We start from the raw sequence: 26068 nt of genomic DNA on the forward strand, positions 1-26068 counted from the left end.
TGAGAAAATGGAGCATATTCAAAATTCATTTACGAAATTAATGGAAAATAAAAACTTTAAAAATAGATATGAAGTCTTAAAGGCAGAAGTGATGGCGCACCCTCGTGTGAAAGAATTTATAGACGAACATAAAGGTGAAGTAACGACTTCTATGATTGAACGAAGTCTTGTGAAGTTATATGAATATATTGGACAAAGTGTAGGGTGTGCGGATTGTCCAGATTTAGGGTCATGTAAAAATATGCTACAAGGATATGAGCCGAAGCTCGTCATCCAAGGTAAGATGATTGATATTCAATATGATCGTTGTATTAGAAAAGTAGCATATGATGAGAGAAAAAAATATGAAAAACTTGTTCAAAGTGTATATATGCCAGTTGACATTTTGCAGGCAACTATGGAAAATTTAGACCCTTCAGATTTAGATGCACGTATTGATGCAATAGGTGCAACGAATGAATTTTTAAACACATACGAACCAGGTAAAAAAGCACAAGGTTTATATTTGTACGGTAAATTTGGTGTAGGGAAAACGTATCTTTTAGGGGCAATTGCAAATGAGCTTGCGCGAAAGAAAATTAGTTCGATGCTCGTATACTTCCCTGAATTTTTACGTGAAATCAAAAGTTCGATTCAAGATAATTCGATTAGCGGAAAGATTGATGCTGTCAAACGTGTACAAGTATTAATGTTAGATGATATCGGAGCAGAAGCGATGTCAAGTTTTGTACGTGATGATGTACTCGGTGCAATCTTGCAATTCCGTATGTTGGAAAACTTACCGACGTTCTTTACATCTAACTTTGATTTCAAACAGTTGGAACATCATTTAACGTATACACAGCGCGGTGAAGCAGAAGAGATGAAAGCGGCCCGTATTATGGAACGAATTAAATATTTAGCGAAGCCAATCCCAATTGGCGGGAAGAACCGTCGTAATAAGTAAAGAGCGAGCTGAGAAGCTTGCTCTTTTTTATTTTAAACATTTTTTCAGAGTAGCTTGTATCATTTTTTTCTCCCTCCCTTAATATATATAAAATTAGCAAGCCATATCGAGTGGATGTTCTAACAATGGGAGATAGGTTTCTACTAAGAGTGAACTTCCATAGATCGGACTCTTATAGGATTTGTAACGTATAGATGCAATCCTTTAGAGCGGGGATAAAAGGGGGGACAAAAGTGATTGAAATTTGCTTCGAAGAAAAAAATGATGCTGTGCACGTATACAGACAACTAACGAAAAGAACGGAATCCTTATATAAGGAAACAAGTGTATATTTAAACGAACAAAAGGTTGTTATTCATATACCATTATGTGAATCGAATTATATTGAAAAGATTTTATTGCCAGTATTACTATATTTCATTATGAATGTGAAACAAAATGAATGGATTCATACCATTTTAAAGGAAAAGTTTTTTTATGAAGAACAAGAAGAGTGTCATCAAATATTGCATATGGCACATGAGATTTTAAAGGAAAGAAGAAAAGGAGTAGCTCGTGATTTAACACGTCAAAAATTCGAATCTTATATTGCGTCGTCTTTGAATGATTGGCTTTGTGATCCGCTCTCATTCTCATTTTCATCATACGTTCGTTTTCGTCTTCGTACATATAGGGAAATGGTAGCTGAGCTTGCTGAAGTTGCAATTGATGAGTATAAGATGGAGCAGGAATATCAAATGTTCATTGAGACACTTCGCCAACAAGTAAGTAGCCGGAAATCACGTTTGTCCTGTGTACATCTTATTTTTGATGAAAGTTTTATTTTCTATGATGATAAAGGTAGACGTTTAAAACAGGATAAATTGGTTCAATATATAGATGAAGAATTATTAAAGAAACAGGACGTATATATTGATACGAAAGTAATTGCACCACTTCTTTCTATTTCGCCGAAAAAGATTTATTTATATACGAAAGAACAAGATCATAATATGATTATTACTTTGCGAAATGTATTTCAGGAACGAGTGCAACTACATGGATTACATGAATTTGAGCGCAACGTGAAAAATTTAAAAAATAAAGGTAACGCCCTTGATTTTCTAAGTTTTTGAGCATATAATTACCTACATAAATGAAATATATCGAAATGTTATGATGAGGACATGGGTAGTTTTCTACGATTTTCAGAGAGGGAAGCCTTAGGGTGCGAGCTTCCTATTACGGGCTTATTACTTACCACCTCTAAACTTTAGCAGTGAACGTTTTTCTAGTAATTGCTAACGGACAACACCGTTATGTTGAACTTGAGCAATTAACAATAAGGTTAATTGGAACAAGGGTGGAACCACGAATTCAACACTCGTCCCTTTTTACGGGATGAGTGTTTTTTATTTTGAAAAAAAAGAGGAGTGACCAGTGATGGCAGATGTAGTTAAAATTACTTTCCCTGATGGAGCTGTGAAGGAGTTTCCAAAAGGAGTAACAACTGAAGAAATCGCAGCTTCTATTAGCCCAGGCTTAAAGAAAAAAGCTGTGGCTGGAAAATTAAACGATGAGATGATCGATCTTGTTACACCAATCGAAGAAGATGGTGCAGTTTCTATTATTACATTAGATTCTGAAGATGGCTTATATATTTTACGCCACTCAACAGCTCACCTTTTAGCACAAGCGTTAAAACGTTTATATAAAGATGTTAAGCTTGAGCTTGGCATTGGTCCAGTAATCGAAAATGGCTTCTACTACGATATTGATATGGAAGAAGCAATTACAGTTGAAGACTTCAAGAAAATCGAAAAAGAAATGCAAAAAATCGTGAACGAAAACTTAGAAATCGTTCGTCATGAAGTACCACGTGCAGAAGCACTTCGTCGCTTTGAAGAAATCGGCGATGAGTTAAAATTAGATTTAATTAACGATCTTCCAGAAGATGCAGTTATTTCGATCTATGAGCAAGGCGAATTCTTCGACCTTTGCCGTGGTGTTCACCTTCCGTCTACAGGGAAGATTAAAGTATTTAAATTATTAAGCGTGGCAGGTGCTTACTGGCGCGGCGATAGCAATAATAAAATGTTACAACGTATTTACGGTACTGGATTCGTTAAGAAAGCAGAATTAGATGAGCACTTACGTATGCTTGAAGAAGCGAAAGAGCGCGATCACCGTAAATTAGGTAAAGAGTTAAAACTATTTACTAATAGCCAAAAAGTAGGACAAGGTTTACCACTTTGGTTACCAAAAGGTGCAACAATTCGCCGTATTATCGAGCGTTACATCGTTGATAAAGAAGCAAGCTTAGGCTATGATCACGTATACACTCCAGTATTAGGAAGTAGAGAGCTTTATGAAACTTCTGGTCACTGGAACCATTACCGTGATGGCATGTTCCCATCAATGGAAATGGATAATGAAGAGTTAGTTCTTCGTCCAATGAACTGCCCTCACCATATGATGGTTTATAAAAATGATATTCACAGCTACCGTGAATTACCAATCCGTATTGCGGAACTTGGAACAATGCACCGCTATGAAATGTCTGGAGCATTATCTGGATTACAACGTGTACGCGGAATGACTTTAAATGATGCGCACATTTTCGTTCGTCCAGATCAAATTAAAGAAGAGTTAAAACGTGTTGTAAACTTAACTTTAGAAGTGTACAAAGATTTCGGTTTAGAAAACTATTCATTCCGTCTATCTTATCGTGACCCAGCAGATACTAAAAAGTATTATGCTGATGATGAGATGTGGGAAAAAGCACAAGGTATGTTAAAAGAAGCTATGGATGAAATGGGTCTTGATTACTATGAAGCTGAAGGTGAAGCGGCATTCTATGGTCCAAAACTTGACGTTCAAGTCCGTACTGCTCTTGGAAAAGACGAAACACTTTCAACTGTACAATTAGACTTCTTACTTCCAGAACGCTTTGAATTAGCTTACGTTGGTGAAGACGGTAAACAACATCGTCCAGTTGTAATTCACCGTGGTGTTGTATCAACTATGGAACGTTTTGTAGCCTTCTTAATTGAAGAATACAAAGGCGCATTCCCAACTTGGTTAGCTCCAGTTCAGGCGCAAGTAATTCCAGTTTCTCCGCAAGTACATTTAGATTATGCGAAGAAAGTACAAGATGAATTACGACGTGCTGGTATCCGTGTTGAATTAGACACTCGTGAAGAGAAAATTGGTTACAAAATCCGTGAAGCACAAATGCAAAAGATTCCGTACATGCTTGTAGTAGGTGACAATGAAGTTACTGAAAATGGCGTTAACGTACGTAAATATGGTGAACAAAAATCAGAAACAATCGCATTAGATGCGTTTGTTGACATGATTAAAGTAGAAGGAAAACGATAAGAAAGAGCCGCGGTATACCGCGGCTTTTTTATGTATTATAAAAAAGAAAATCTAGAAAAAATAACCAAACAATACTTATCATAAAAAAGTATTGCAAGTATGCTGGTTGTTTGTTACAATATTTCTTGTTGTTAGTAAAACACATCGCGTCTTCTTGACAGACGTCATGTCCTATGATAAACTCATCAAGGATAATAGAATATGGTTTTGACAAGTAGAAGCACCCGCTTCTCACCTGATGGACGCATTCGCAGTTAGCAGGTAAATGTATTTCTTACTAAAGATATTACAAGTGTGGGTGCCGTGTGCCCGCACTTTTTTTGTTCGGGTTCTACAATTGCAAAACGTATTCTAAGAAAACCTTGGAGGTGGCTTACTATTAGCAAGGATATGATGATTAACGAGCAAATTCGTGCACGTGAAGTACGCTTAGTTGGCGCAAACGGCGATCAACTTGGAATCAAGTCTCGTAATGACGCTTTAGACTTAGCTGCAGGTCTTAATCTTGATTTAGTATTGGTTGCTCCAAATGCGAAACCGCCAGTATGCCGCATTATGGACTACGGTAAATTCCGCTTTGAGCAACAGAAGAAAGAAAAAGAACAGCGCAAAAATCAAAAAGTAATTAGCATGAAAGAAGTTCGTTTAAGTCCAACAATTGATGAACATGACTTTAACACAAAACTTCGTAATGCTGTCAAGTTTTTAGAGAAAGGCGACAAGGTTAAAGCGTCAATTCGCTTTAAAGGACGTGCCATTACTCATAAAGAAATCGGTCAACGTGTTTTAGATCGCTTCTCAGAAGCTTGTGCTGAAGTTAGTACAATTGAATCTAAGCCTAAAATGGAAGGACGTAGTATGTTCTTAGTTTTAGCACCGAAAAACGATAAGTAATAGATAGAGGAGGAAATACCTATGCCTAAACAAAAAACTCATCGCGGCGCTGCAAAGCGTTTCAAAAAGACTGGATCTGGTAAACTGAAGCGTTCTCACGCTTACACAAGCCATTTATTCGCTAACAAATCTACAAAAGCTAAACGTAAACTACGTAAAGCTGGTGTAGTTAGCGCTGGTGACTTCAAACGCATTCGTCAAATGCTTGACAACTTAAAATAAGTTCGGCTGATATATAGAACAAACTAGGAGGTAATATTATGCCAAGAGTAAAAGGTGGTACAGTTACTCGTCAACGTCGTAAAAAAGTTATAAAATTAGCAAAAGGTTACTACGGTTCTAAGAGTACATTATTTAAGGTTGCTAACCAACAGGTTATGAAATCTCTAATGTATGCATTCCGTGACCGTCGTCAAAAGAAACGTGACTTCCGTAAATTATGGATTACACGTATCAACGCAGCAGCTCGTATGAATGGTCTTTCTTACAGCCGCTTAATGCACGGTTTAAAAAATGCTGGCATCGAAGTTAACCGCAAGATGCTTGCTGACTTAGCTGTTCATGACGAAAAAGCTTTCGCTGAATTAGCAACAGTTGCAAAAAACAACATTAACTAATTGTTTAAAACCTTAGAAGATCTTTCTTCTAAGGTTTTTTTATTTGTATTCATCATAACCATTCAATAACTTGTAAAATTTCCCGCTTCGTGTCGTCACAATTAAATGAGTTAATTCTCTCTAGTATATTAAGATGTGCTTGTAAGAACTTTTGTAACGATAACGAGGAGGCTTTTACATGAAAGTAGGAAAGATTAACGGACGTGTCGTTATCGATATGACAAAATCAATATAAAAGCTATAGCGATATAAAAGAATATATATATAAAGTCAGGAGAATCCTCCTGACTTTTTTTATTTGAACTCATTCGTGAGGAAGTGTATCTTTCCTAGCAGAAACGACACTGCTATAATGGAAAGATGATATGGAACTTTCATCAAGTGAATAATCTATGAGTGATGATTGAAACGTATTTGCAAATTAAGGACAAGCTATCTTTATAAAGATGTAGGTAGCTGACTTGTTAATAAGAAACGAAAAATAATAATGAACTTTGAGATGAAACAACATTGTTGCGGAAAATGCGATGTTGGAGGAGGGCAATAGAATGGACTTACTACAACTATTTAAATTACAAAAAGAGTTAGATGACCGTATTGTGAAAGAGCATGACTTACAACCGAAGAAATTGTTAAAAGAAAAAATGTTAGCTCTTCTTGTAGAAATTGGAGAACTTGCAAATGAAACACGTTGTTTTAAATATTGGAGCAATAAACCAGCGTCAGAACGTGAAGTAATATTAGAAGAATACGTAGATGGTTTGCATTTTATTTTATCAATCGGAATCGATTTAGGAATTGATAAAAACTTCTTATTCTATAAATGTGCGCAAACGAATAAAACACAAGTGGAAATTTTCTTAGACACATATGCGAAAGTAATTCGTTTTACAGATCAACCTTCTATCACGAACTATATTGAACTATTTACAAGCTATCTTCGCCTTGGACAAGCACTTGAATTTGAACAAGAAGAAATTGAAAAAGCATATTTAGATAAAAATGAAGTAAATCATCAGCGTCAAACACAAGGATACTAATTTAATTTTTGAATATTTCAATTTCCTTTTGTATAATAAAGTGACTGAAGAAAAAGGAGGGTGTTGGCAATGACAAAATTAGACGAGACATTGACAATGCTAAAAGAATTAACAGACGCACGCGGTATTGCGGGTAACGAGCGTGAACCACGTGAAGTAATGAAGAAATATATTGAGCCGTTTGCAGATGAACTTTCTACTGATAATTTAGGAAGTTTAGTTGCGAAAAAAGTTGGGGAAGAAAACGGCCCGAAAATTATGGTTGCAGGTCATTTAGATGAAGTTGGCTTTATGATTACGCAAATTGATGACAAAGGCTTCCTTCGTTTCCAAACGGTTGGTGGTTGGTGGTCGCAAGTTATGCTTGCACAGCGCGTGACAATTGTAACGCGTAAAGGAGATGTAACAGGTGTAATTGGTTCAAAACCACCGCATATCTTGCCTCCAGAAGCTCGTAAAAAGCCAGTTGATATTAAAGATATGTTCATCGATATTGGTGCTTCTAGCCAAGAAGAAGCAATGGAGTGGGGCGTAAGACCAGGAGATCAAGTTGTACCGTACTTTGAATTCCAAGTGATGAAGAATGAAAAAATGTTACTTGCAAAAGCATGGGATAACCGAATTGGTTGTGCAATTGCAATTGACGTATTAAAACAATTAAAAGATGAAAAGCATCCAAACGTTGTATACGGCGTTGGGACTGTACAAGAAGAAGTTGGTCTTCGTGGTGCAAAAACATCTGCAAACTACATTAAGCCAGATATCGCATTTGCAGTAGATGTAGGTATTGCTGGTGATACACCGGGTGTAACAGCCAAAGAAGCGCAAAGTAAAATGGGCGATGGACCGCAGATCATTTTATATGATGCTTCTGTTATTGGTCATACAGGTTTACGTGATTTCGTTGTTGATGTTGCTGATGAATTACAAATTCCATATCAGTATGATTCTGTAGCGGGCGGGGGAACGGATGCAGGAGCAATTCATATTTCTGTAAATGGTATTCCGTCTATGGCAATTACGATTGCGACACGCTACATTCATTCTCATGCAGCGATGTTACATCGTGATGATTATGAAAATGCAGTGAAGTTAATTGTAGAAGTTATTAAACGTCTTGATAAAGAGGCTGTACATAACATTACATTTAATTAATAGAAAAAAGCGAAGGATAATTTCCTTCGCTTTTTCCATTTTTAAAACGGTCTTTCCAATCCTGCTGCAGTATGGGCTCCTAAAATAATTAAGCGAGTTAATTGCATTGCCATGAAATGCGGGGTATAAATCATGCCTCTTTTTAACCATGACATAATCATTCCGATATGTGCCCCTGTAACATAACTAATAAGAATGTCACGAGGAACCATGAGTCCTTCATCATCAGGTTGTGAAATAGATAAGCTTAATGTTAAATGTGTTTGGACTGTTTTCATCATTTTATAAGAGTAGTTTCCAGCGGCTTTATCACCGAGCATAACGTTATAGAAGTTCACATTTTCTGCTATATGTTCAAACAAAGCTAAAAAGGTTGGATGTGGTGAGTCAAATGTGAGCTGAAAATCTTCTTTATTTTGTTTTTGTGGTTTAATGACTTCAGCTAGTTTTTCTAACATTTCTTCTATGCTTTTTTCTAATAAATCATATTTATCATGGTAATGGCTATAAAATGTAGCACGATTTACAGGAGCACGTTCCGCGATATGTTGCACAGTTACATTTTCAAAGCCCTTTTCGCCTACTAAAGCGACAAAAGCATCCTGTATGAGTTGTCTCGTTCGTTTTACACGTGGATCATTTGTATTTTTAATAGACATTTTTACTTCACCTCGTTTAATTTTTTTAACTTAAACAACACACGTATAGTGTAATGTTGTTTAAACAACATATAGGTTTAAATTGTTGGTTGTAGATTCGGGATAATTATTTATAATTATAAACGATAGTCCTTTAGAAATCAGCACCGCTAGGATGCAGACAAAGCATAGTTTGTGTCGTAAAAGGTGTGCTTTTTTTGTTTAAAGGTTAATATAATTAACAATTAAACAATATAAACAATAAGGATGTAAATAGTTTAGAAAAAAATTATATGCGATATAAGGAGAGGAATGCAATGAATCAGTTTCGAAGAATGGTAATTATCAACATTATCACATTAATTGTATTAGTTGGCGGCGGTATTGGCGGTTATTACTATTACAATCAAACAGAAAATTATTTAAAAACAGAAAATGCAAAGATTGACGGGAAAGTAATCCCAATTGCATCACCAGCAGCAGGTAAATTAACAGACTGGAAAGCTGAAGTCGGAAAAAACTACAATGAGAACGATAAATTAGGTGCGGTTACTGTAGCAGGAGCAAATGGTGAGCAAACAGTAGATGTAACAATTCCGCAAAATGCAACAGTTGTACAATCAAACGCAACAACAAATGCGTTCGTTGGAGCAGGAAGTCCAATTGCTTACGCATTTGATATGAACAATTTATGGGTAACAGCAAATATTGAAGAAACAAATATTGATGATGTTCAAAAAGGCCAAACAGTAGATGTGTATGTAGATGCATATCCAGATACAACATTGACAGGAAAAGTAGAACAAGTTGGATTAACAACAGCGAATACATTCTCGATGTTACCATCAAGTAACGCAACAGCGAACTATACGAAAGTAAAGCAAGTTGTACCAGTTAAAATTTCTTTAGATCATAGTAAATCAGTAAATATTGTTCCTGGAATGAATGTGTCAGTTCGTATTCATAAGTAAGGGGGAGATGAGATGTCCTCAATTGCAATTGTAGGATATGCACTATTTTGTATAATCGTCTTCTTCCTTATAAATCGTCTTTTACGAAAGAAAAAAACGAATGTGGGAGAAGAACAAGTCCCAGCCGTAAGTAAGATAGAAGTAAGTCAAGCAGAAACAGTAGAGAAAGAACTTGAACAAAAACAAGAAACAGAAGCTTCTAACGTAGTGGAATTAGAAACAGGGAAGCAAGAGCAAGTAAAACAGGAAAAAGAAATGCTGAAGAGACAATTGCCGGTAGAGAATGTGAATGTAAAAGCAGTTGTAGCTGTATTAATTCTTGGTATGTTCGTTTCTATTTTAAACCAAACGATCATTAATGTTGCACTGCCTCCATTAATGAACGAATTTAACGTATCAACTTCAACAGCACAATGGTTAATTACAGGCTTCATGCTTGTAAACGGAATTTTAGTACCGATTAGTGCATTTTTAGTTTCACGGTTTACGTATCGTAAATTATTCATAGCAGCAATGTTATTCTTCACTGTAGGATCTATCATTTGTGCTACATCAGGAAACTTCACAATGATGATGACGGGCCGTGTTATTCAAGCGGTTGGTGCAGGTATTTTAATGCCAGTTGGTATGAATATCTTCATGACATTATTCCCTCCTAATAAGCGCGGAGCAGCTATGGGACTACTTGGGGTAGCGATGATTTTAGCACCAGCTATCGGACCAACTGTAACAGGTTGGGTAATTGAAAACTATAGCTGGAACTTAATGTTTTACGGGATGTTTGTTGTTGGTTTAATTATTACGTTCTTATCTTTAAAATTCTTTACACTAGCTCAGCCAGTGTCTAAAACAAAGTTAGATGTATTCGGTGTTATTAGTTCAAGTATTGGACTAGGTAGCTTACTGTACGGATTTAGTGAAGCTGGAAATAATGGCTGGACTAGTGCAGAAGTTGTTATAACACTTATCATCGGTGTCATTGGTTTAGCTGTATTTATTTGGAGAGAGTTAACAACGGACAATAAAATGCTTGATTTACAAGTGTTTAAATATCCAACGTTCACTTTCACATTAGTAATTAACGCAATCGTAACGATGGCATTATTCGGAGGTATGTTATTACTTCCAGTATATCTGCAAAATATTCGCGGCTTTACGCCGATGGAATCAGGTTTATTACTCCTTCCGGGATCATTAATTATGGGGATTATGGGACCAGTTGCAGGAAAACTATTTGATAAGTATGGTATTCGTCCGTTAGCAATTGTCGGATTAGCCATTACAACATTTGCGACATATAAATTTACAACGTTATCGATGGATACACCGTATAGCGTTATTATGACGGATTATATTATACGCTCAATTGGTATGTCATTCATTATGATGCCAATTATGACAGCTGGTATGAATGCACTGCCGATGAAATTAATTTCTCACGGTACAGCAACGCAAAATACGTCAAGACAAGTAGCTGGTTCAATTGGAACAGCGATATTAATCACGCTTATGACGCAACAAACTACTGCTCACGTAGCAGATTACGGCAACATGTTAACGACGTCAAACCCAATTTTAGTTGATAAAGTACACGGTATGGGCCAAAGCTTAGCGGCATTAGCCGGATCAGCTCAAGCAGGAGATGCGATGAGCACGCAACTATTATTCGGACAAATTTCAAAGCTATCTGCAATTAATGGTATTAATGATGCCTTCTTAATTGCAACAATACTCGCAGGTATTGCTTGGGTGTTATCGTTCTTCTTACCATCAGGCAATAAACGAAATAGAAAAGCAGGGAATTAATTTCCCTGCTTTTTTGTCTTTTAAAGAGTGAGATATAAAAGATGATAACCACTCACAGAGCATAATCCTGTTATAAACAAAATCGTGCCCATAGAACGAATACTTGATATTTGTCTTCCGCTTATAATAGCTAATAGTCCAGCTAAAGAGAAGAGACACCAATATAAGGTTCCAGAAATTAGGATCATCCGCTCTATGTCTATTCCATAACCTATACAAATGATAGGAACAACGATAAGCAATATGCTAATCAATCCTGCTATGAATGTAAAAAAAATTCGATATTTAATTCCGGCAGCAATTAAAAAAATACCCACGATGAATTCGCATAACAATAAAATAGGGGCTAAGATAAGCCAAATAAATAATCCGGTAGATTCCATGTGTAATAACTCCTTAACGAATGAAAAATGAATTAGGCATAGACATGAGCTGCCAACAGTCCTATCGAAAAAATAATGAGTCCCATGTTGCGTATACTATTAATTTTTGAACGTGCCCCATTGATTCCTGCTAATAAACCAGCTAGAGAGAAAAGAGAGGTATCGGGATGATACCTCTCTTTATACTAAAAAGGCGAACATATTATTCATAATATGAAATAGCATAGCTGGAATAATAGAATTTGTTTTCTTACATAGAATAGCCATTAAAAGTCCCATGAAGAATGTGATTACCATTACTCCAAGTGAGTATGTGTGTGCGATACCGAAGAAGAAACTCGTTAAGACTGCTGCAATCCAAAATGGAAAACGCTCTGATAAGAAGCGAAGTATGAAGCCACGGAAAATGAGTTCTTCAAAAATTGGTGTGAGTATTGCAAAGCCAATAAGTAGTAATGTTTGATATTGATTAAAAACTTCTAAGTTTAGTGCAGAAGATTGTTGTTTCGTTGCGTCTTGGAATACATAATTTAACATGATGAAATTAAGAAGAATATTTAACGCGAAAAAAAGGAGCAAGTATATGTATGTACGCCATTCTTTGAGTGCCCTAAAGTTAAATGCCTCTAGTAATAGTCTTTTTGCAGGTTCGTATTTAAAAATGAAGAACAATAAAATCCCTAGTTGCAATGCGATACTTGTAGTATTTGCAATAGAATCATATAAGGCTATTTGCTTTTTATTTGTGAGACCAGCTGTATAAATCATTAAAGGTAATGCTAGAAATAAAGTGATAAGTCCGGTTCCAAAAAAAGCAAATAAGACAGAACTAATAAATTGCCCCCATGACATGGAGTGTTTCTGTTCATATGGAAGTTGTGTAGTGGATTGCATGTATAAAATCACCTCTTTTATATTCTTATATATAATTATAAGGTATTTTTATTTATAATGTTATGCTCAAATATTACATACAAAGTTAGAATTTTTACAATTGCACTTCTTGTTACATGATTAGTAAAAATAATAAAAGAGGTATCACTCTGTAGTGATGCCTCTTTCTCATTGGTAACTATGTTCTGTTTTGTTATTCGATTTCGATTGCTCTATTTGCAATTCACGCTCTACCAATCGATCTAACTGCTGCATTGCTTTTATTGCTTTTTCATAAGAAATCGTTCTATAATGGTGTGCTCCGCCTGGCTCTTCATCGGCTTCATCTGCCCGCTTAATAACGGTTTGTAGAGGTGTTCTTTCAAGCGTTTGTTCTAGTAGGAAAGAATCAGTGTGCAGAAGAATTGCAACAGAAATTTCTTTTGCTAGATTAGGGTGTTCCCCTAATCTAATAAGCAATTTATGAGCTCTTTCCGCTCCTTTAATCGCATGTATATCATTCTTTTTATACAAGTCATAGTCCCATTCTCCCTCACTGTACCATGTGTGATGTCCGATATCATGAAGGAATCCAGCCTTTGTCGCAGCATCGACTGAGGCGTGATGCTTTTTAGCTAAGTGAAACGCATGGTAAGCGACAGCAATCGCATGGACCATCCCAGAACGGTTTACGTATTTTTGTGTAATATGATGTTGAAAAATTTGTTCAAGCGTAATACGACGCATAAAACATTCACTCCTTTTATCTATTGATGTATTTAAAGAAAAACGATAGGTTTAAATGTATTTTGAACATTGTACTCCATCAATCAGCGTTAGTAAAGTAGAAATGTTTAGGAAAAGAAAAATTTTATAGACATAAAAAAATCACCTTAGTTTTTTCTAAGGTGACCTTTTATTGCTTATTTTTTTAAACCTTGCTCCAGTGTTCCTAACATTTCGTGTTTTTCATTTTCATCAGCATTTTTCCAAATGACTTCGAATAAAACGCCAAGACCTGGAAGCATTTTTTCTTCACCGCTTTGAATTGCATCGACAATCGTTTCTTGTAATTGGTCTTGCGAATTTCCAGATACATTCGCTAATACAGCGCCGCGTAAATTAAAACTCATTATATTCACCTCTTCTTCAGAATTGAAACTGACGTTAGTTTTTGTTCTTTTTTATGTAAATATGTATGAAAAATAGGCTATAATGATAAGACAAGAAGAGAGGGAAATACATATTATGAAAAACATTGATTCAGTACAAAACCCACGTGTGAAGCAGTGGAAAAAGCTGCAGACGAAAAAAGAGCGCGATAACAAAGGTTTATTTTTTGTAGAAGGATTCCATTTAGTAGAGGAAGCGTTAAAGGCAGGAGTTGTAACAGAACTTATCGTTTCAGATCAGACAGATCTTCCGAAAGATTGGACAGTTAATGATGTTGAAATGTATATTGTGCCTGAAGCAATTGTAAAAGTACTTCGCGAAACAGAAACAACGCAAGGTGTATTTGCTGTTTGTGAGAAACATGAGAAAGAAGTAGCTCTTACTGATGGGAAATTTCTTTTATTAGACGGCCTTCAAGACCCAGGTAATTTGGGAACGATTATTCGTACAGCTGATGCAGCTGGTATTCATGCCGTTGTGCTTGGAGAAGGGTGCGTTGATGTTTATAATAGTAAAGTGCTACGCTCTACACAAGGTTCTATTTTCCACTTACCGGTTGTAAAAGGGAACTTAGAAGAATGGGTAGACAAGTTAAAAGAAAATAACGTGCCTGTATATGGAACAGCTCTTGAAAATGGAGTTCCGCACGTTGAAGTAACACCGGCCGGAAGTTTTGCATTAATTGTAGGAAATGAAGGAAGCGGCGTACGCCAAGAAATTCTTGCAAAAACTGATCAAAACTTGTATATTCCGATTTACGGAGGGGCAGAATCATTAAATGTTGCGGTTGCAGCAGGGATTTTAACGTATTATTTACAAAGCCCAGTTGCGAACAAATAAAAAACTTCTTATAATAAGTTGAAGTATACGTTCGTAATGAACATACAATAAAAGTTAAATAACGAAAAACGTTGATAGAGAAGAGTAGCTTACAAAATCGCCATATAGGGAGAGAGTGCCGTAGACTGAAAGCATTCTTATGGTAGATGGAAGTGAATTCACCTCTGGAGTTGGCGCCAGGACCATTTATATGTAAAGGCGTTCCGGTCAGAATTGATCGTTATAACTAATGAGTGGGCAGACTTGTTCTGTCAATTTAGGGTGGTACCGCGAATTTACCTCGTCCCTTTTTGGGAGCGGGGTTTTTTTATTTTTAAAATTAGGAGGGTTCCAAATGGAAGCACGTTTAAAAGAGCTAAAGCAAAAAGCGTTAGAGCTTATTGAAGAAGCGAAAGAGCTAAAGGGCTTAAACGACGTACGCGTAGCGTATTTAGGAAAAAAAGGTCCAATTACAGAAGTATTACGCGGCATGGGAAAATTATCAGCAGAAGAGCGTCCACGTATGGGAGCATTAGTAAATGAAGTACGTGAAGCGATTCAAACGCGTCTAGAAGACAAAATTGGCAACTTAGAAAAAGCAGTAATTGAGGCGAAATTAGCTACTGAAACAATTGATGTTACACTGCCAGGTCGTCCTGTTGAAACAGGTTGTCACCATCCGTTAACAGCAGTTGTTGAGCAAATTGAAGATGTATTTATCGGTATGGGTTATGAAGTAGCTGAAGGAACAGAAGTAGAAAAAGACTACTACAACTTCGAAGCATTAAACTTACCGAAAGATCACCCAGCGCGTGATATGCAAGATACATTCTACATTACAGAAGAAACGTTATTACGTACACATACATCTTCTGTGCAAGCACGTACGATGGAAAATAACAAAGAAAAAGGACCAATTAAAATTATTTGTCCTGGTAAAGTGTATCGACGCGATGATGATGATGCGACGCATTCACACCAGTTCATGCAAATTGAAGGTCTTGTAATTGATAAAAACATTCGCATGAGTGATTTAAAAGGTACATTACAAGTATTCGTGAAAAAGATGTTCGGTGAAGATCGTGAAATCCGTCTTCGTCCAAGTTTCTTCCCATTCACAGAGCCATCTGTCGAGATGGATATTTCTTGTATGATGTGTCACGGTAAAGGTTGTGGCACTTGTAAAGGAACTGGTTGGATCGAAATTTTAGGCGCAGGTATGGTTCACCCGAACGTACTTGAAATGGCTGGTTATGATTCAAAAGAATATCAAGGTTTCGCATTCGGTATGGGCGCAGAGCGTATCGCAATGTTGAAATACGGCGTTGATGACATTCGTCATTTCTATACAAATGATGTACGTTTCTTACAACAATTCAAACGAGCGTAAGGGAAGGAGAGGATAAATATGTTCGTATCATATCGTTGGTTACAAGAGTATGTAGATATTAAAGATGTAACGGCACAAGAACTAGCAGACAAAATCACGAAAAGTGGTATTGAAGTAGAAGGCGTTGAAGTATTAAATAAAGGTGTAAAAGGTGTTGTAGTTGGTCACGTATTAGAATGTGAAAAACACCCAGAAGCTGATAAGTTAAGCAAATGCTTAATCGATATCGGTGAAGAAGAGCCAGTTCAAATTATTTGTGGTGCTACTAATATTGCAAAAGGTTTAAAAGTACCGGTTGCAAAAGTTGGCGCTGTACTTCCTGGTAACTTCAAAATTAAAAAAGCAAAACTACGCGGTGAAGCTTCTCATGGTATGGTTTGTGCCCTTCAAGAGCTTGGCATTAATGGGAAACTAGTTGCGAAAGATTACGCAGATGGAATCTTCATCTTCCCAAGTGACGCTGAAGTTGGTGCAGATGCACTTGAAATTTTAAACTTACATGATGAAGTACTTGAGCTTGGTTTAACACCAAACCGTGCAGATTGCTTAAACATGTTAGGTGTTGCATATGAAGTAGCTGCTATTTACGGCCGTGAAGTAAAACTTCCAGCTATCAACTTACAAGAAACAGCAGAAAAAACTTCTGATTACATTTCTATAAGTGTAGAAGCGAAAGAAGAAAATCCGTTATACATTGCGAAAATGGTGAAGAACGTAAAGATTGGTCCATCACCAATGTGGATGCAAACTCGCCTTATGGCAGCTGGTATTCGTCCAATTAGCAATGTAGTTGATATTACAAACTATATTTTAATGGAATACGGTCAACCGTTACATGCATTCGATTACGATAAATTAGGTTCAAAAGAAATCGTTGTTCGTCTTGCAAAAGAAGGCGAAAAAATTGAAACATTAGATGATCAAGAACGTACGTTACAAGAGCATCATCTTGTAATTACAAACGGTACAAAAGCTTTAGCTGTTGCTGGGGTAATGGGCGGAGCTGATTCTGAAGTTACAAATGAGACGGTAAACGTTTTAATCGAGTCTGCATACTTTGCAGGTCAAACAGTACGCCGTACATCAAAAGACTTAGGTCTTCGTAGTGAATCAAGTGCACGTTTCGAAAAAGGAATTGATCCAACACGTACATTTGAAGCGATTCAACATGCGGCTGCTTTAATGGCGAAATATGCTGGTGGTGAAGCACTTGAAGGTGTAGTAGAAGCTGATAACTTACAAGTACAAGAACGTACAGTATCTGTTACTGCTGAAAAAGTAAACCGTGTATTAGGTACAGATATTTCTGCAAGTGAAATGGGTACAATGTTCACAAACTTGAAATTCCCATTCACAGAAGTAGAAGGGACATTCCATGTAAATGTACCAGCACGTCGTCCTGATATTACAATTTCAGAAGACTTAGTAGAAGAAGTGGGTCGTCTGTATGGGTATGATCACATTCCAGTTACATTACCTTCTGGAACGATGACACGTGGTAAATTAACAGCAGCACAAACGAAACGTCGTAAAGTACGTCGCTTCTTAGAAGGTGCTGGTTTATATGAAGCAATCACATATTCATTAACAAGCGCTGACAAAGCAAAACAATATATGGTAGAGCCGAACGAAAAAGCTCCTGTAAATCTTGCGCTTCCAATGAGTGAAGAGCGTAGTCAACTTCGTTTAAGCTTAGTGCCACAATTGTTAGAAGCAGTTTCATACAATAATGCTCGTAAAAACGATAGTGTTGCTTTATACGAAGTAGGTTCTATCTTCTTACCGACAGAAGCAGGAGAACTTCCGAAAGAAGAACAACATCTTGCGGGTGTTATGACAGGTCTTGCTCTTCACCATGCATGGCAAGGTGAGAAGAAAGTAGTAGACTTCTTCGTTATGAAAGGTGTGCTAGAAGGATTATTCGACGTACTTGGCGTTGTAAACCAAATCGCATATGCACCAGCAAAACGTGAAGGTATGCACCCAGGCCGTACAGCTGACATCGTATTAGATGGCGAAGTAATTGGATTCATCGGTCAATTGCACCCAGAATCGCAAAAACAATTAGATGTGAAAGATACATTCGTATTCGAATTATCTCTTGCAAAAGTATTCGGTGCAGACGTGGAAGAAACTTACTACTCAGCAATTCCACGTTTCCCATCTATGACACGTGATATGGCTGTTGTAGTAACAACAGAAACAAAAGCTGGTGAGATGAAGCAAGTCATTGCTGAAGCTGGCGGAGAACTTCTGAAAGACGTAACACTATTTGATTTATACGAAGGTGAAAAAATGGAAGAAGGCAAGAAATCACTTGCATTCTCTATGAACTACTTCGATGCAGAACGTACATTAACAGACGAAGAAGTAACAGAAGCACATAGCCGTGTATTAACAGCGGTAGAAGAGAAATTTGGTGCGGAGTTACGTAAGTAATAAAAACAGCTGCCGGAATTTTCCCGGCAGTTTTTTTATGATGCGATTGTCGAAAAGTGTCGGTAAGTCGATATATTATAAAAATCGCTGATATATTTTCTGGCATCTTGCATCTTTTCCACGAATGTAGTACATTAATTTTAGTTTAACAAAACGAAAGACGATGATAAGGAAAAGTAGTATATACTATAATCCAAAGCGAGTCAGGGGCGGTGAGAGCCTGATGAGGCGGTATATGTGAAGAACACCTTGGAGTTGCTAACCGAAATTGGATCTTGTATTCAAGAGTAGACTTAGACGGGAATCCGGCCTGTTACAAACTGGGAAGTATGTATTACATACGAGTTAAAGTTGGTCTTTATGACAAATTGGGTGGTACCGCGAAGTTTAACCTTTCGTCCCTTTATGGATGAAAGGTTTTTTTGTATTTAAATATATCAGCAAAGGAGAATTTCACTATGGAAAACACATTAGTAAAAAGTCTGTATAGAGATACAGAAAAGTATGCAGATCAAACAGTACAAGTATCAGGGTGGATTCGTAACTTACGTGATTCAAAAGCATTTGGTTTCATCGAATTAAACGACGGTAGCTTCTTCAAAGGCGTTCAAATCGTTTTCGATACAGAATTAGAGAACTTCAAAGAAATTGCAAAACTTCCACTTAGCTCTTCAGTTAAAGTAGAAGGTAAAGTAATTGCAACGCCTGGAGCAAAGCAACCATTTGAAATTAAAGCAGAAAAAATTGATGTAGAGGGCTTATCAGATTCTGATTACCCACTTCAAAAGAAACGTCACACGTTTGAATACTTACGTACAATCGCTCACTTACGTCCAAGAACAAACGCATTCTCTGCAACATTCCGCGTGCGTTCTATCGCAGCATTTGCAATTCACCAATTCTTCCAAGAGCGTGGATTTGTACATGTTCACACACCAATTATCACTGGTAGTGATACAGAAGGTGCAGGCGAAATGTTCCGCGTAACAACGCAAGATTTAAACAACGTACCAAAAGGTGAAGAAGGACAAGTTGATGAATCAAAAGACTTCTTCGGTAAAGAAACAAACTTAACAGTAAGTGGACAGCTGAATGCTGAAGCTTATGCATTAGCGTTCCGTGATGTGTACACATTCGGACCTACATTCCGTGCAGAAAACTCAAACACAACTCGCCACGCAGCGGAGTTCTGGATGGTTGAGCCTGAGATTGCATTCGCTGAATTAGGCGATGTAATGGATCTTACAGAAGATATGCTGAAATATGCAATGAAATATGTATTAGAACATGCACCAGAAGAAATGGACTTCTTCAACAGCTTTGTTGATAAAACAGTTCTAGAGCGCATGAACAACGTAATTAACTCTGACTTCGGTCGCATCACTTATACAGAAGCAATTAAAGTACTTCAAGAATCAGGTGCTGAATTCAAATACCCAGTAGAATGGGGTATTGACTTACAAACAGAGCACGAAAGATACTTATCAGAAGAAATCTTCAAACGCCCTGTATTCGTAACTGACTATCCGAAAGACATTAAAGCATTCTACATGCGTATGAACGAAGATGGTAAAACAGTAGCAGCTACTGACCTTCTAGTTCCTGGCATCGGCGAATTAATCGGCGGTAGCCAACGTGAAGAAAGAATAGACGTTTTAGTAGACAGAATTAAAGAATTAGGTATGAACGAAGAGGACTACTGGTGGTACTTAGAACTTAGAAAATACGGCGGTACAAAACACGCTGGATTCGGTCTAGGTTTTGAGCGCTTCCTAATGTACATCACTGGTATGGCTAACATCCGTGACGTAATTCCATTCCCAAGAACTCCAGGTTCTTCGGAGTTTTAAGATAAAAAAAGCGAGAGCAACTGCTCTCGCTTTTTTTGTTTGGAAAAATGTTGTTCATAGGTTCGTTCATCTCTCACATATAGTAAAACGAATGAAATATTTATGGGCAAGGGAAGGGGTTTTTGTACAATGGGGGAAATTCCAAGTCAGACAAAGTGGACATTGCGTGACAAGTATATAGTAATCACTGGTGCAACAAGTGGTATTGGATTAGCGGCAGCTAAGGCATTTGCGGAGCGTGGTGCCAAGCTAGGAATTATTGCACGCAACGAGGCAAAAGCGAATGATGCTATGACTCAAATTAAGGATGTAACGAATGGGAATGTGGTGGTAGATTTATTTCTGGCTGATATGGCTTCCCAACAATCTATACGCCGGGTAGCTACTGATATTTTAGAAAGGTGTCCGAGAATAGATATATTAGTGAATAATGCTGGTGCTTTATTTCAAACAAGGAAGCTTACGGAGGACGGTTTGGAGATGACCTGGGCAGTAAACCATTTAGGTCCATTCTTACTCACTAATTTGTTGTTGGAGCGTTTAAAAGAAAGTGCTCCTGCTCGTGTCATTACCACCGCATCTCACGGTCACAAAATGGCTAAAAAGGGAATTGATTTCGGTGATCTAGATGCAGAACAACTGTATCGCGGTGTTAAGAAGTTCATGGGCGGTCCTACAATGCGTTATGCGCAAACAAAACTAGCTAACATTTTATTCACCTTTGAATTGGCACAGCGGTTGGAGGGAACGGGTGTTAGTGCTTATAGCTTTGACCCGGGGCTAGTGAATACGAATTTTAACCAGGACAATGGTCTGGTTGCTCGCTTAACTATGGCAGCAATGAAACCTTTCTCTCGTACACCCGAGGAAGGTGCGGAAACTTTAATATGGCTAGCAGAATCAAATGGATTCATTGACCATAGTGGCTGTTACTATGCCGACAAGCAAGTGGGGAAAACATCTGAAGCCGCTTTGGATAAGGATGTCGCAAAACGTCTATGGGACATTAGTGAAAAACAGACAGGAGGATAAAAGAGTAGCCAGTATATGTTCAGATGGTTATGTTGAATAGTTTTTTACCCTTAAGTAAAAAGTAATCTTGGGGGTGATTGTAATGAGTAAGAAAGTGAAAACAGATCATTCTAGATCAAGCCTAGGTTCTCCAGAGGTGGAAGGACAAGGAACAACTACGCATGAAACGGGTTCTCATAAAGTATCTTCATCAAATAAGAAGCAGAAGCGAAGTTAACACAAAAAGGAGAGTCTTGGCGGCTCTCCTTTTTTATATGTATTACATCTTGTTGTTATGAATCTCTTGTGTAATCCTATCCACGTCTTTGTCTAATCGACCTAAATAGAAAAACCACAGTAAGCTTATAAACACGTAATAGATGGCCATCACACAAAGATTATCAGATATATTTTCGAATGTAGATTTGGAAGTGAAAAAAGCTCCCCAAATGGTAGAGATAATGAGGTAAGAAAGCGGGCCTACGAGGTGTACGAAAACATATAATAACTTTTTAACCTTTTCAGAGTTCATATGAATTCTCTCCTTATTTAAACAATCCTCTTCTTTTAATCATAAATTCAAGTTCCTCACAGAAGTATTGTAGCTTGACTGGATTTCGAATTAACAAGTGGGCATCGTGTTTCCCGATAAATTTTCGAAGCCGAAAGTTTAATAAAAAAGATCGACCATAGCGCTCTATTAAATTGTTGAATTCTCGTTGTTCACTTAGTAGCTGAATGTTTTCTCTAATTTTGAATTGGCGTTCATGTGGATCCCCTAGTAAAATATTTAGAATCATTTGTAGAAGTAGCAATAGGAACCTCTCCTTGGGTTATTTATATTCTGTATATTTAGATTATAACAAAAATAAGAGGTTTTTACTATTGATTATAACAAAAATGGGATTTTTTACATTTTTGAGTGCCAGGATGAAATAAAGGGTAATTTCTAGGTTGTTATATCATCCATAAAAGGCGAAAAGAACGCAATTCTTTTCGCCTTGTTTAGTTCATCCATATCCTGTCGATACTAAAAAGTAGTTATTTTTTCAGTAAGCGAAACGCCTTCTCTGTATTAGCAAAATGCACTTTCACAAACTCAGGTAGTCTTTCTTTACCGACTTTTTGAATTAATTTAGCAGCGGCAATATCAACTTGTTTACCAGCACCTTTTGGAAGTGGCATACCAGCTTTTTTGCTTAGTTCATCAAATTGTTTTACGAATGAGTAACGAGCTAAAATGGAAGCAGCAGCTACTGCTAAATGGACACTTTCACCTTTCGTAGCGAAGTAAACATTTTCACGCTGTACCTGTTTTTGTTTCGCTAAATACTTATAGTATGTATCAGGCTGTGTAAATTGGTCGATTAAGATGCCTTCTGGTGTTGTAGGTGCTATTTTCGCTAGTAAGTTTGTAATTGCTTTGTTATGTAGTAAAGCTTTTAGTTTACCTTGGTTGTTTCCTTTATCAAATAGCTCATTATATTTTTCATTATGAAGAACGAGAGAGCTGTAAGGAACAACGTGAAGGAGTTGTTTTGCAATCTCAGCAATTTGAGCATCATTTAAGTTTTTGGAGTCTTTTACACCAAGTTCTTTTAAAAGTGGAATTTGCTTTGCATCCACATATACAGCAACTACTGTCATCGGTCCGAAGTAATCACCAGTACCTACTTCGTCTGATCCTAGAATAGACATTGTACCGATGGAAGCGGGCGGCGCATAACGATGTGAATTGACCGATTTTTTTACAGCTGATTTTGGTGTTTGAGAGACAGTTTGCCAACGAGAAGCTTCTGCTTCAGCACGTCCACCTTGAAACATCACTTTTCCTGATTTATAAGCTGTAATTGTGCAAGATGGAACTTTTGCCATAAAGATACCGCCTTGCGGAATTTTGGGGCTAAGTGCTTGTTTGTATTGTTGTTTCATGTCTTCAATTACTGTAGAACTTGTTTGTATTACGATAGAATTTGACAAAATGGTCGCTCCTTTTTTATGTTGTTATTTTTATCATATCGGATTGTTCTTTCTGTTTCCATATTATGATGGTTCATGGTATGATAAACTTTAGGATTCTGTACGTGATTGGAGGCCGGTGAGTTGTCACAACAAAAGGGAAATAAAAGTCGAATTAATGTAGAAATATATGGTCAACAATATTCAGTTGTTGGCGATGAAAGTACAAGTCATATCCGCATGGTAGCAGCGATTGTGGATGATAAAATGCGCGAACTCAATGCCAAGAATCCTTCGCTTGATACGAGTAGACTAGCGGTATTGACGGCGGTAAACGTCATACACGATTACATAAAATTAAAAGAAGAACATGAGAAATTGAAAGAAAGTATGACACAAAAAGGAATTGAATAAACATGATTGATATTATTATCATTTTATTGCTTGTTATGGGATTCTTCCTCGGTTTACGCAGAGGATTTATTTTGCAACTTGTAAAGTTAACAAGCTTTATTATCGCATACCTCGTTGCATACTGGTATTGTAAAGATTTAGCGCCAGCACTTGCGAAAATTATTCCGTATCCATTTGATAAGAATGTTTCTGTTCCAGAATGGATAGATGCGAATAATATTGAGGGTGTCTTCTATCAAGCAATTGCGTTTATTGTATTATTTATTATTACAAAAATCGCACTTTCACTACTTGGTAATTTACTGAATATGTTTGCAGAAATCCCAGTTTTAAAGCAAGTCAATGCGGTTGCTGGGGCACTTCTTGGCTTTTTAGAAGTGTATATCATTCTGTTTGTCTTAATTATCGTTGGATCAATTCTTCCAATTGAACAAATACAAACACCATTACAAAAATCATCAATTAGCAAAATAATTGTAGACGATACACCGATTCTTTCTGAAAAGGTGAAGGAACTATGGCAGACAGGTAGCAGAGTGTAACTTCTCTTTTTTCGGAAAGAGAAGTTTTTTTCTATGAAAGAAAGGCGGGGCAATGATGAAAGTGAATAAAAAACAAGTTATCAAATTACTAGAGACAATCGGCCTGTTTATGGAACTGAAGGGCGCGAATCCATTTAAAATATCTGCATTCCGTAAAGCGGCGGCAGCACTAGAAAGTGATGACCGTAGTCTTTCTGAAATTGAAGATTTCACAAAGATTCCAGGTATCGGAAAAGGAACGGCAGCAGTTATTCAAGAATATATAGAATCGGGAACATCTGAAGTACTACAAGAACTTGAAAAAGAAGTACCAAGCAGTTTATTACCACTATTAAAACTACCAGGCCTTGGTGGTAAGAAGGTGGCCAAGTTATACAAAGAACTTGGTGTTGTTGATATGGAAACGTTAAAAGCTGTTTGTGAAGAAAATAAAGTACAAGCTTTAGCGGGATTCGGTAAGAAAACAGAAGAGAAAATATTAGAAGCCATTGATCAAGTAGGCTCTCGTCCAGAGAGGTTACCAATTGCGATGGTATTGCCTATTGCCGGGGAAATAGAGGAGAAATTGTCGAATGTTGCTGAAATAATTCGTTTCTCACGTGCTGGTAGTTTACGCCGTGTTCGTGAGACAGTGAAAGATTTAGATTTCATCATTGCAACGACAGAGCCAGCAGTAGTACGTGAACATTTACTACAATTTGATAATATGATTGAAGTGATTGCAAGTGGCGATACGAAAGTGTCTGTTCGTCTTCAATATGAATATGATATTTCAATTGATTTCCGCTTAGTAAAACCAGAAGAGTTTATTACAACTCTTCACCATTTCACAGGATCAAAAGACCATAACGTAAAAATGCGCCAAATCGCGAAAGATAGAGGCGAGAAAATTAGTGAATATGGTGTGGAAATCTTAGAGACAGGTGAAGTGAAAACATTCGAAACAGAAGAAGCATTCTTCGCCCACTTTGGCCTTCCATTCATCCCACCAGAAGTGCGTGAAGATGGAAAAGAAATTGAATTAATTAAAGAGTATCCGAACTTAATTCAGTTCTCTCATATACAAGGTGATTTACATATGCATACAACATGGAGTGACGGTGCCTTTTCAATTGAGGAAATGGTACAAGCGTGCCGCGCTCGTGGATATAAATTTATGGCAATTACTGATCACTCGCAATACTTGAAAGTAGCGAACGGTTTAACGAAAGAGCGCCTTCGTGAACAAGCGAAAGAAATTGAACGTATGAATGAAAAGTATCCAGACATTACAATTTTGCGCGGGATCGAAATGGACATTTTACCAAATGCAACACTTGATTTTGATGATGAAGTATTAGCAGAATTGGATTATGTAATCGGTGCAATTCATTCTAGCTTCTCACAAGACCGTGAAACGATTATGAAACGTCTTCGCACTGCACTTGAGAATAAGCATGTCACAATGATTGCCCATCCGACAGGACGTCTTCTTGGGCGTCGTGAGGGTTACGATGTAGATACAGATTTATTAATCCAACTCGCAAAAGAAACAAATACAGTTTTAGAATTAAATGCAAATCCAAACCGTCTAGATTTAAGTGCGAAATTATTAAAACAAGCACAAGATGCTGGTGTAAAAGTAGCGATTAATACGGATGCCCATACACTTGAAATGTTAGAAGATATGGAAACAGGTGTAGCAGCAGCGCGTAAAGGTTGGATTCAAAAAGATAACGTGATTAACACATGGGATATTGAACGTTTATTAGACTATATTAAACGTAATAAGTAACACAAGGGGGACCT

The 26068-nt window shown here is 37.2% G+C and carries 27 protein-coding genes, 1 pseudogene and 4 other annotated features; of the genes and pseudogenes, 19 read left to right on the forward strand and 9 right to left on the reverse strand.

The window, feature by feature from the left end; translation table 11 throughout:
* Positions 1-7: 7 nt before the first annotated feature.
* The 8 genes from dnaI to ACFWDE_RS09910 all read left to right on the forward strand — a co-directional run bounded on the left by dnaI (position 8) and on the right by ACFWDE_RS09910 (position 8012).
* Positions 8-946 carry a primosomal protein DnaI gene (gene dnaI, locus ACFWDE_RS09875; protein WP_002015473.1) on the forward strand — a complete coding sequence of 313 codons (939 nt, stop codon included), beginning with the start codon at positions 8-10 and terminating at the stop codon, positions 944-946.
* A gap of 233 nt (positions 947-1179) precedes the next feature.
* Positions 1180-2061: a putative sporulation protein YtxC gene (gene ytxC / locus ACFWDE_RS09880; RefSeq protein WP_377891893.1), complete on the forward strand. Its 882-nt coding sequence runs from the start codon at positions 1180-1182 to the stop codon at positions 2059-2061.
* 31 nt (positions 2062-2092) lie between these two features.
* Positions 2093-2320, forward strand: a binding site (T-box leader).
* A 48-nt stretch (positions 2321-2368) separates the two neighbouring features.
* A complete protein-coding gene (gene thrS / locus ACFWDE_RS09885) occupies positions 2369-4306 on the forward strand; it encodes a threonine--tRNA ligase (RefSeq protein WP_002160268.1) in 1938 nt (645 codons plus the stop codon).
* 206 nt (positions 4307-4512) lie between these two features.
* Positions 4513-4633 (forward strand) — a sequence feature (ribosomal protein L20 leader region).
* Positions 4634-4696: 63 nt separating this feature from the next.
* Entirely contained in the window at positions 4697-5200 is a 504-nt protein-coding gene (gene infC / locus ACFWDE_RS09890; RefSeq protein WP_002015470.1) for a translation initiation factor IF-3, read from the forward strand.
* Positions 5201-5221: 21 nt separating this feature from the next.
* A complete protein-coding gene (rpmI, locus tag ACFWDE_RS09895; RefSeq protein ID WP_001125945.1) occupies positions 5222-5422 on the forward strand; it encodes a 50S ribosomal protein L35 in 201 nt (66 codons plus the stop codon).
* Between the two features lie 38 nt (positions 5423-5460).
* Positions 5461-5817 (forward strand): 50S ribosomal protein L20, encoded by a 357-nt coding sequence (gene rplT / locus ACFWDE_RS09900; protein ID WP_001138364.1) that lies wholly within the window; start codon positions 5461-5463, stop codon positions 5815-5817.
* A 548-nt stretch (positions 5818-6365) separates the two neighbouring features.
* Complete coding sequence (locus tag ACFWDE_RS09905) at positions 6366-6857, forward strand: dUTP diphosphatase (protein ID WP_000365057.1); 492 nt, start codon at positions 6366-6368, stop codon at positions 6855-6857.
* Between the two features lie 69 nt (positions 6858-6926).
* Positions 6927-8012, forward strand: coding sequence for a M42 family metallopeptidase (locus ACFWDE_RS09910; RefSeq protein ID WP_002122951.1), 1086 nt, complete (start codon positions 6927-6929; stop codon positions 8010-8012).
* A 41-nt stretch (positions 8013-8053) separates the two neighbouring features.
* On the opposite strand, the gene ACFWDE_RS09915 is transcribed toward ACFWDE_RS09910, so the two are convergent.
* Positions 8054-8671 carry a TetR/AcrR family transcriptional regulator gene (locus tag ACFWDE_RS09915; protein WP_377891898.1) on the reverse strand — a complete coding sequence of 206 codons (618 nt, stop codon included), beginning with the start codon at positions 8669-8671 and terminating at the stop codon, positions 8054-8056.
* Between the two features lie 296 nt (positions 8672-8967).
* Between ACFWDE_RS09915 and ACFWDE_RS09920 the strand changes: the two genes are divergently transcribed.
* Both ACFWDE_RS09920 and ACFWDE_RS09925 read left to right on the forward strand, forming a co-directional pair.
* On the forward strand, positions 8968-9621 hold the full coding sequence (locus ACFWDE_RS09920; protein WP_002145447.1) for an HlyD family secretion protein: 654 nt from the start codon (positions 8968-8970) through the stop codon (positions 9619-9621).
* 12 nt (positions 9622-9633) lie between these two features.
* Entirely contained in the window at positions 9634-11427 is a 1794-nt protein-coding gene (locus ACFWDE_RS09925) for a DHA2 family efflux MFS transporter permease subunit (protein ID WP_377891901.1), read from the forward strand.
* A gap of 20 nt (positions 11428-11447) precedes the next feature.
* On the opposite strand, the gene ACFWDE_RS09930 is transcribed toward ACFWDE_RS09925, so the two are convergent.
* From ACFWDE_RS09930 to sspI, 5 genes and pseudogenes are all read right to left on the reverse strand, one after another.
* Positions 11448-11810: an ammonia permease gene (locus ACFWDE_RS09930; RefSeq protein WP_377891903.1), complete on the reverse strand. Its 363-nt coding sequence runs from the start codon at positions 11808-11810 to the stop codon at positions 11448-11450.
* 13 nt (positions 11811-11823) lie between these two features.
* Positions 11824-11965, reverse strand: a pseudogene (locus tag ACFWDE_RS09935) (ammonia permease); the annotation flags it as partial.
* A 25-nt stretch (positions 11966-11990) separates the two neighbouring features.
* Positions 11991-12704, reverse strand: coding sequence for a CPBP family intramembrane glutamic endopeptidase (locus ACFWDE_RS09940; protein WP_002145450.1), 714 nt, complete (start codon positions 12702-12704; stop codon positions 11991-11993).
* A 168-nt stretch (positions 12705-12872) separates the two neighbouring features.
* Positions 12873-13430: an HD domain-containing protein gene (locus tag ACFWDE_RS09945; RefSeq protein ID WP_377891907.1), complete on the reverse strand. Its 558-nt coding sequence runs from the start codon at positions 13428-13430 to the stop codon at positions 12873-12875.
* Between the two features lie 176 nt (positions 13431-13606).
* Positions 13607-13816, reverse strand: a complete 210-nt coding sequence (sspI, locus tag ACFWDE_RS09950) for a small acid-soluble spore protein SspI (protein WP_000009511.1) — start codon at positions 13814-13816, stop codon at positions 13607-13609.
* An 82-nt stretch (positions 13817-13898) separates the two neighbouring features.
* Here sspI and ACFWDE_RS09955 point away from each other — a divergent pair, with 82 nt between their 5' ends.
* The 6 genes from ACFWDE_RS09955 (at position 13899) to ACFWDE_RS09980 (ending at position 21603) form a co-directional block, all read left to right on the forward strand.
* Positions 13899-14696 carry a TrmH family RNA methyltransferase gene (locus ACFWDE_RS09955; RefSeq protein ID WP_377891910.1) on the forward strand — a complete coding sequence of 266 codons (798 nt, stop codon included), beginning with the start codon at positions 13899-13901 and terminating at the stop codon, positions 14694-14696.
* A gap of 62 nt (positions 14697-14758) precedes the next feature.
* Positions 14759-14987, forward strand: a binding site (T-box leader).
* A gap of 43 nt (positions 14988-15030) precedes the next feature.
* Positions 15031-16065: a phenylalanine--tRNA ligase subunit alpha gene (pheS, locus tag ACFWDE_RS09960; protein WP_000388220.1), complete on the forward strand. Its 1035-nt coding sequence runs from the start codon at positions 15031-15033 to the stop codon at positions 16063-16065.
* A gap of 18 nt (positions 16066-16083) precedes the next feature.
* Positions 16084-18504, forward strand: coding sequence for a phenylalanine--tRNA ligase subunit beta (gene pheT, locus ACFWDE_RS09965; RefSeq protein ID WP_377891915.1), 2421 nt, complete (start codon positions 16084-16086; stop codon positions 18502-18504).
* A 154-nt stretch (positions 18505-18658) separates the two neighbouring features.
* Positions 18659-18910, forward strand: a binding site (T-box leader).
* Positions 18911-18962: 52 nt separating this feature from the next.
* Complete coding sequence (asnS, locus tag ACFWDE_RS09970) at positions 18963-20354, forward strand: asparagine--tRNA ligase (protein WP_377891917.1); 1392 nt, start codon at positions 18963-18965, stop codon at positions 20352-20354.
* A 129-nt stretch (positions 20355-20483) separates the two neighbouring features.
* Positions 20484-21386: an SDR family oxidoreductase gene (locus ACFWDE_RS09975; protein WP_377891919.1), complete on the forward strand. Its 903-nt coding sequence runs from the start codon at positions 20484-20486 to the stop codon at positions 21384-21386.
* Between the two features lie 82 nt (positions 21387-21468).
* Positions 21469-21603, forward strand: a complete 135-nt coding sequence (locus ACFWDE_RS09980) for a YuzL family protein (protein ID WP_078179650.1) — start codon at positions 21469-21471, stop codon at positions 21601-21603.
* Positions 21604-21645: 42 nt separating this feature from the next.
* On the opposite strand, the gene ACFWDE_RS09985 is transcribed toward ACFWDE_RS09980, so the two are convergent.
* The 3 genes from ACFWDE_RS09985 to rnhC form a co-directional block, all read right to left on the reverse strand.
* Positions 21646-21897: a hypothetical protein gene (locus tag ACFWDE_RS09985; RefSeq protein WP_377891923.1), complete on the reverse strand. Its 252-nt coding sequence runs from the start codon at positions 21895-21897 to the stop codon at positions 21646-21648.
* A gap of 13 nt (positions 21898-21910) precedes the next feature.
* Positions 21911-22180 (reverse strand): hypothetical protein, encoded by a 270-nt coding sequence (locus ACFWDE_RS09990; RefSeq protein ID WP_377891926.1) that lies wholly within the window; start codon positions 22178-22180, stop codon positions 21911-21913.
* Between the two features lie 226 nt (positions 22181-22406).
* On the reverse strand, positions 22407-23345 hold the full coding sequence (gene rnhC / locus ACFWDE_RS09995) for a ribonuclease HIII (protein ID WP_002112166.1): 939 nt from the start codon (positions 23343-23345) through the stop codon (positions 22407-22409).
* Between the two features lie 123 nt (positions 23346-23468).
* Between rnhC and zapA the strand changes: the two genes are divergently transcribed.
* The 3 genes from zapA to polX are packed head-to-tail and all read left to right on the forward strand — an operon-like array spanning position 23469 to position 26054.
* Positions 23469-23738 carry a cell division protein ZapA gene (gene zapA / locus ACFWDE_RS10000; protein WP_002112165.1) on the forward strand — a complete coding sequence of 90 codons (270 nt, stop codon included), beginning with the start codon at positions 23469-23471 and terminating at the stop codon, positions 23736-23738.
* Positions 23739-23740: 2 nt separating this feature from the next.
* A complete protein-coding gene (locus ACFWDE_RS10005; RefSeq protein ID WP_002015450.1) occupies positions 23741-24280 on the forward strand; it encodes a CvpA family protein in 540 nt (179 codons plus the stop codon).
* Positions 24281-24335: 55 nt separating this feature from the next.
* Positions 24336-26054 (forward strand): DNA polymerase/3'-5' exonuclease PolX, encoded by a 1719-nt coding sequence (gene polX / locus ACFWDE_RS10010; RefSeq protein ID WP_377891931.1) that lies wholly within the window; start codon positions 24336-24338, stop codon positions 26052-26054.
* Positions 26055-26068: the final 14 nt, after the last annotated feature.

The organism is Bacillus sp. NPDC060175, assembly GCF_042728695.1.
Classification (GTDB): Bacteria; Bacillota; Bacilli; order Bacillales; family Bacillaceae_G; genus Bacillus_A.

Excerpts from the sequence above, each read along its gene's own strand:
- ACFWDE_RS09925 (WP_377891901.1), top strand. The coding sequence starts at position 9,634 with ATGTCCTCAATTGCAATTGTAGGATATGCACTATTTTGTATAATCGTC.
- ACFWDE_RS10005 (WP_002015450.1), top strand. The coding sequence starts at position 23,741 with ATGATTGATATTATTATCATTTTATTGCTTGTTATGGGATTCTTCCTC.
- ACFWDE_RS09910 (WP_002122951.1), top strand. The coding sequence starts at position 6,927 with ATGACAAAATTAGACGAGACATTGACAATGCTAAAAGAATTAACAGAC.
- polX (WP_377891931.1), top strand. The coding sequence starts at position 24,336 with ATGAAAGTGAATAAAAAACAAGTTATCAAATTACTAGAGACAATCGGC.
- pheT (WP_377891915.1), top strand. The coding sequence starts at position 16,084 with ATGTTCGTATCATATCGTTGGTTACAAGAGTATGTAGATATTAAAGAT.
- sspI (WP_000009511.1), bottom strand. The coding sequence starts at position 13,816 with ATGAGTTTTAATTTACGCGGCGCTGTATTAGCGAATGTATCTGGAAAT.
- pheS (WP_000388220.1), top strand. The coding sequence starts at position 15,031 with ATGGAAGCACGTTTAAAAGAGCTAAAGCAAAAAGCGTTAGAGCTTATT.
- rpmI (WP_001125945.1), top strand. The coding sequence starts at position 5,222 with ATGCCTAAACAAAAAACTCATCGCGGCGCTGCAAAGCGTTTCAAAAAG.
- ACFWDE_RS09920 (WP_002145447.1), top strand. The coding sequence starts at position 8,968 with ATGAATCAGTTTCGAAGAATGGTAATTATCAACATTATCACATTAATT.
- rplT (WP_001138364.1), top strand. The coding sequence starts at position 5,461 with ATGCCAAGAGTAAAAGGTGGTACAGTTACTCGTCAACGTCGTAAAAAA.
- dnaI (WP_002015473.1), top strand. The coding sequence starts at position 8 with ATGGAGCATATTCAAAATTCATTTACGAAATTAATGGAAAATAAAAAC.
- asnS (WP_377891917.1), top strand. The coding sequence starts at position 18,963 with ATGGAAAACACATTAGTAAAAAGTCTGTATAGAGATACAGAAAAGTAT.
- ACFWDE_RS09905 (WP_000365057.1), top strand. The coding sequence starts at position 6,366 with ATGGACTTACTACAACTATTTAAATTACAAAAAGAGTTAGATGACCGT.
- ACFWDE_RS09940 (WP_002145450.1), bottom strand. The coding sequence starts at position 12,704 with ATGCAATCCACTACACAACTTCCATATGAACAGAAACACTCCATGTCA.
- ACFWDE_RS09915 (WP_377891898.1), bottom strand. The coding sequence starts at position 8,671 with ATGTCTATTAAAAATACAAATGATCCACGTGTAAAACGAACGAGACAA.
- thrS (WP_002160268.1), top strand. The coding sequence starts at position 2,369 with ATGGCAGATGTAGTTAAAATTACTTTCCCTGATGGAGCTGTGAAGGAG.
- ACFWDE_RS09945 (WP_377891907.1), bottom strand. The coding sequence starts at position 13,430 with ATGCGTCGTATTACGCTTGAACAAATTTTTCAACATCATATTACACAA.
- ACFWDE_RS09930 (WP_377891903.1), bottom strand. The coding sequence starts at position 11,810 with ATGGAATCTACCGGATTATTTATTTGGCTTATCTTAGCCCCTATTTTA.
- infC (WP_002015470.1), top strand. The coding sequence starts at position 4,697 with ATGATGATTAACGAGCAAATTCGTGCACGTGAAGTACGCTTAGTTGGC.
- ACFWDE_RS09980 (WP_078179650.1), top strand. The coding sequence starts at position 21,469 with ATGAGTAAGAAAGTGAAAACAGATCATTCTAGATCAAGCCTAGGTTCT.
- ACFWDE_RS09955 (WP_377891910.1), top strand. The coding sequence starts at position 13,899 with ATGATAAGACAAGAAGAGAGGGAAATACATATTATGAAAAACATTGAT.
- ACFWDE_RS09985 (WP_377891923.1), bottom strand. The coding sequence starts at position 21,897 with ATGAACTCTGAAAAGGTTAAAAAGTTATTATATGTTTTCGTACACCTC.
- ACFWDE_RS09975 (WP_377891919.1), top strand. The coding sequence starts at position 20,484 with ATGGGGGAAATTCCAAGTCAGACAAAGTGGACATTGCGTGACAAGTAT.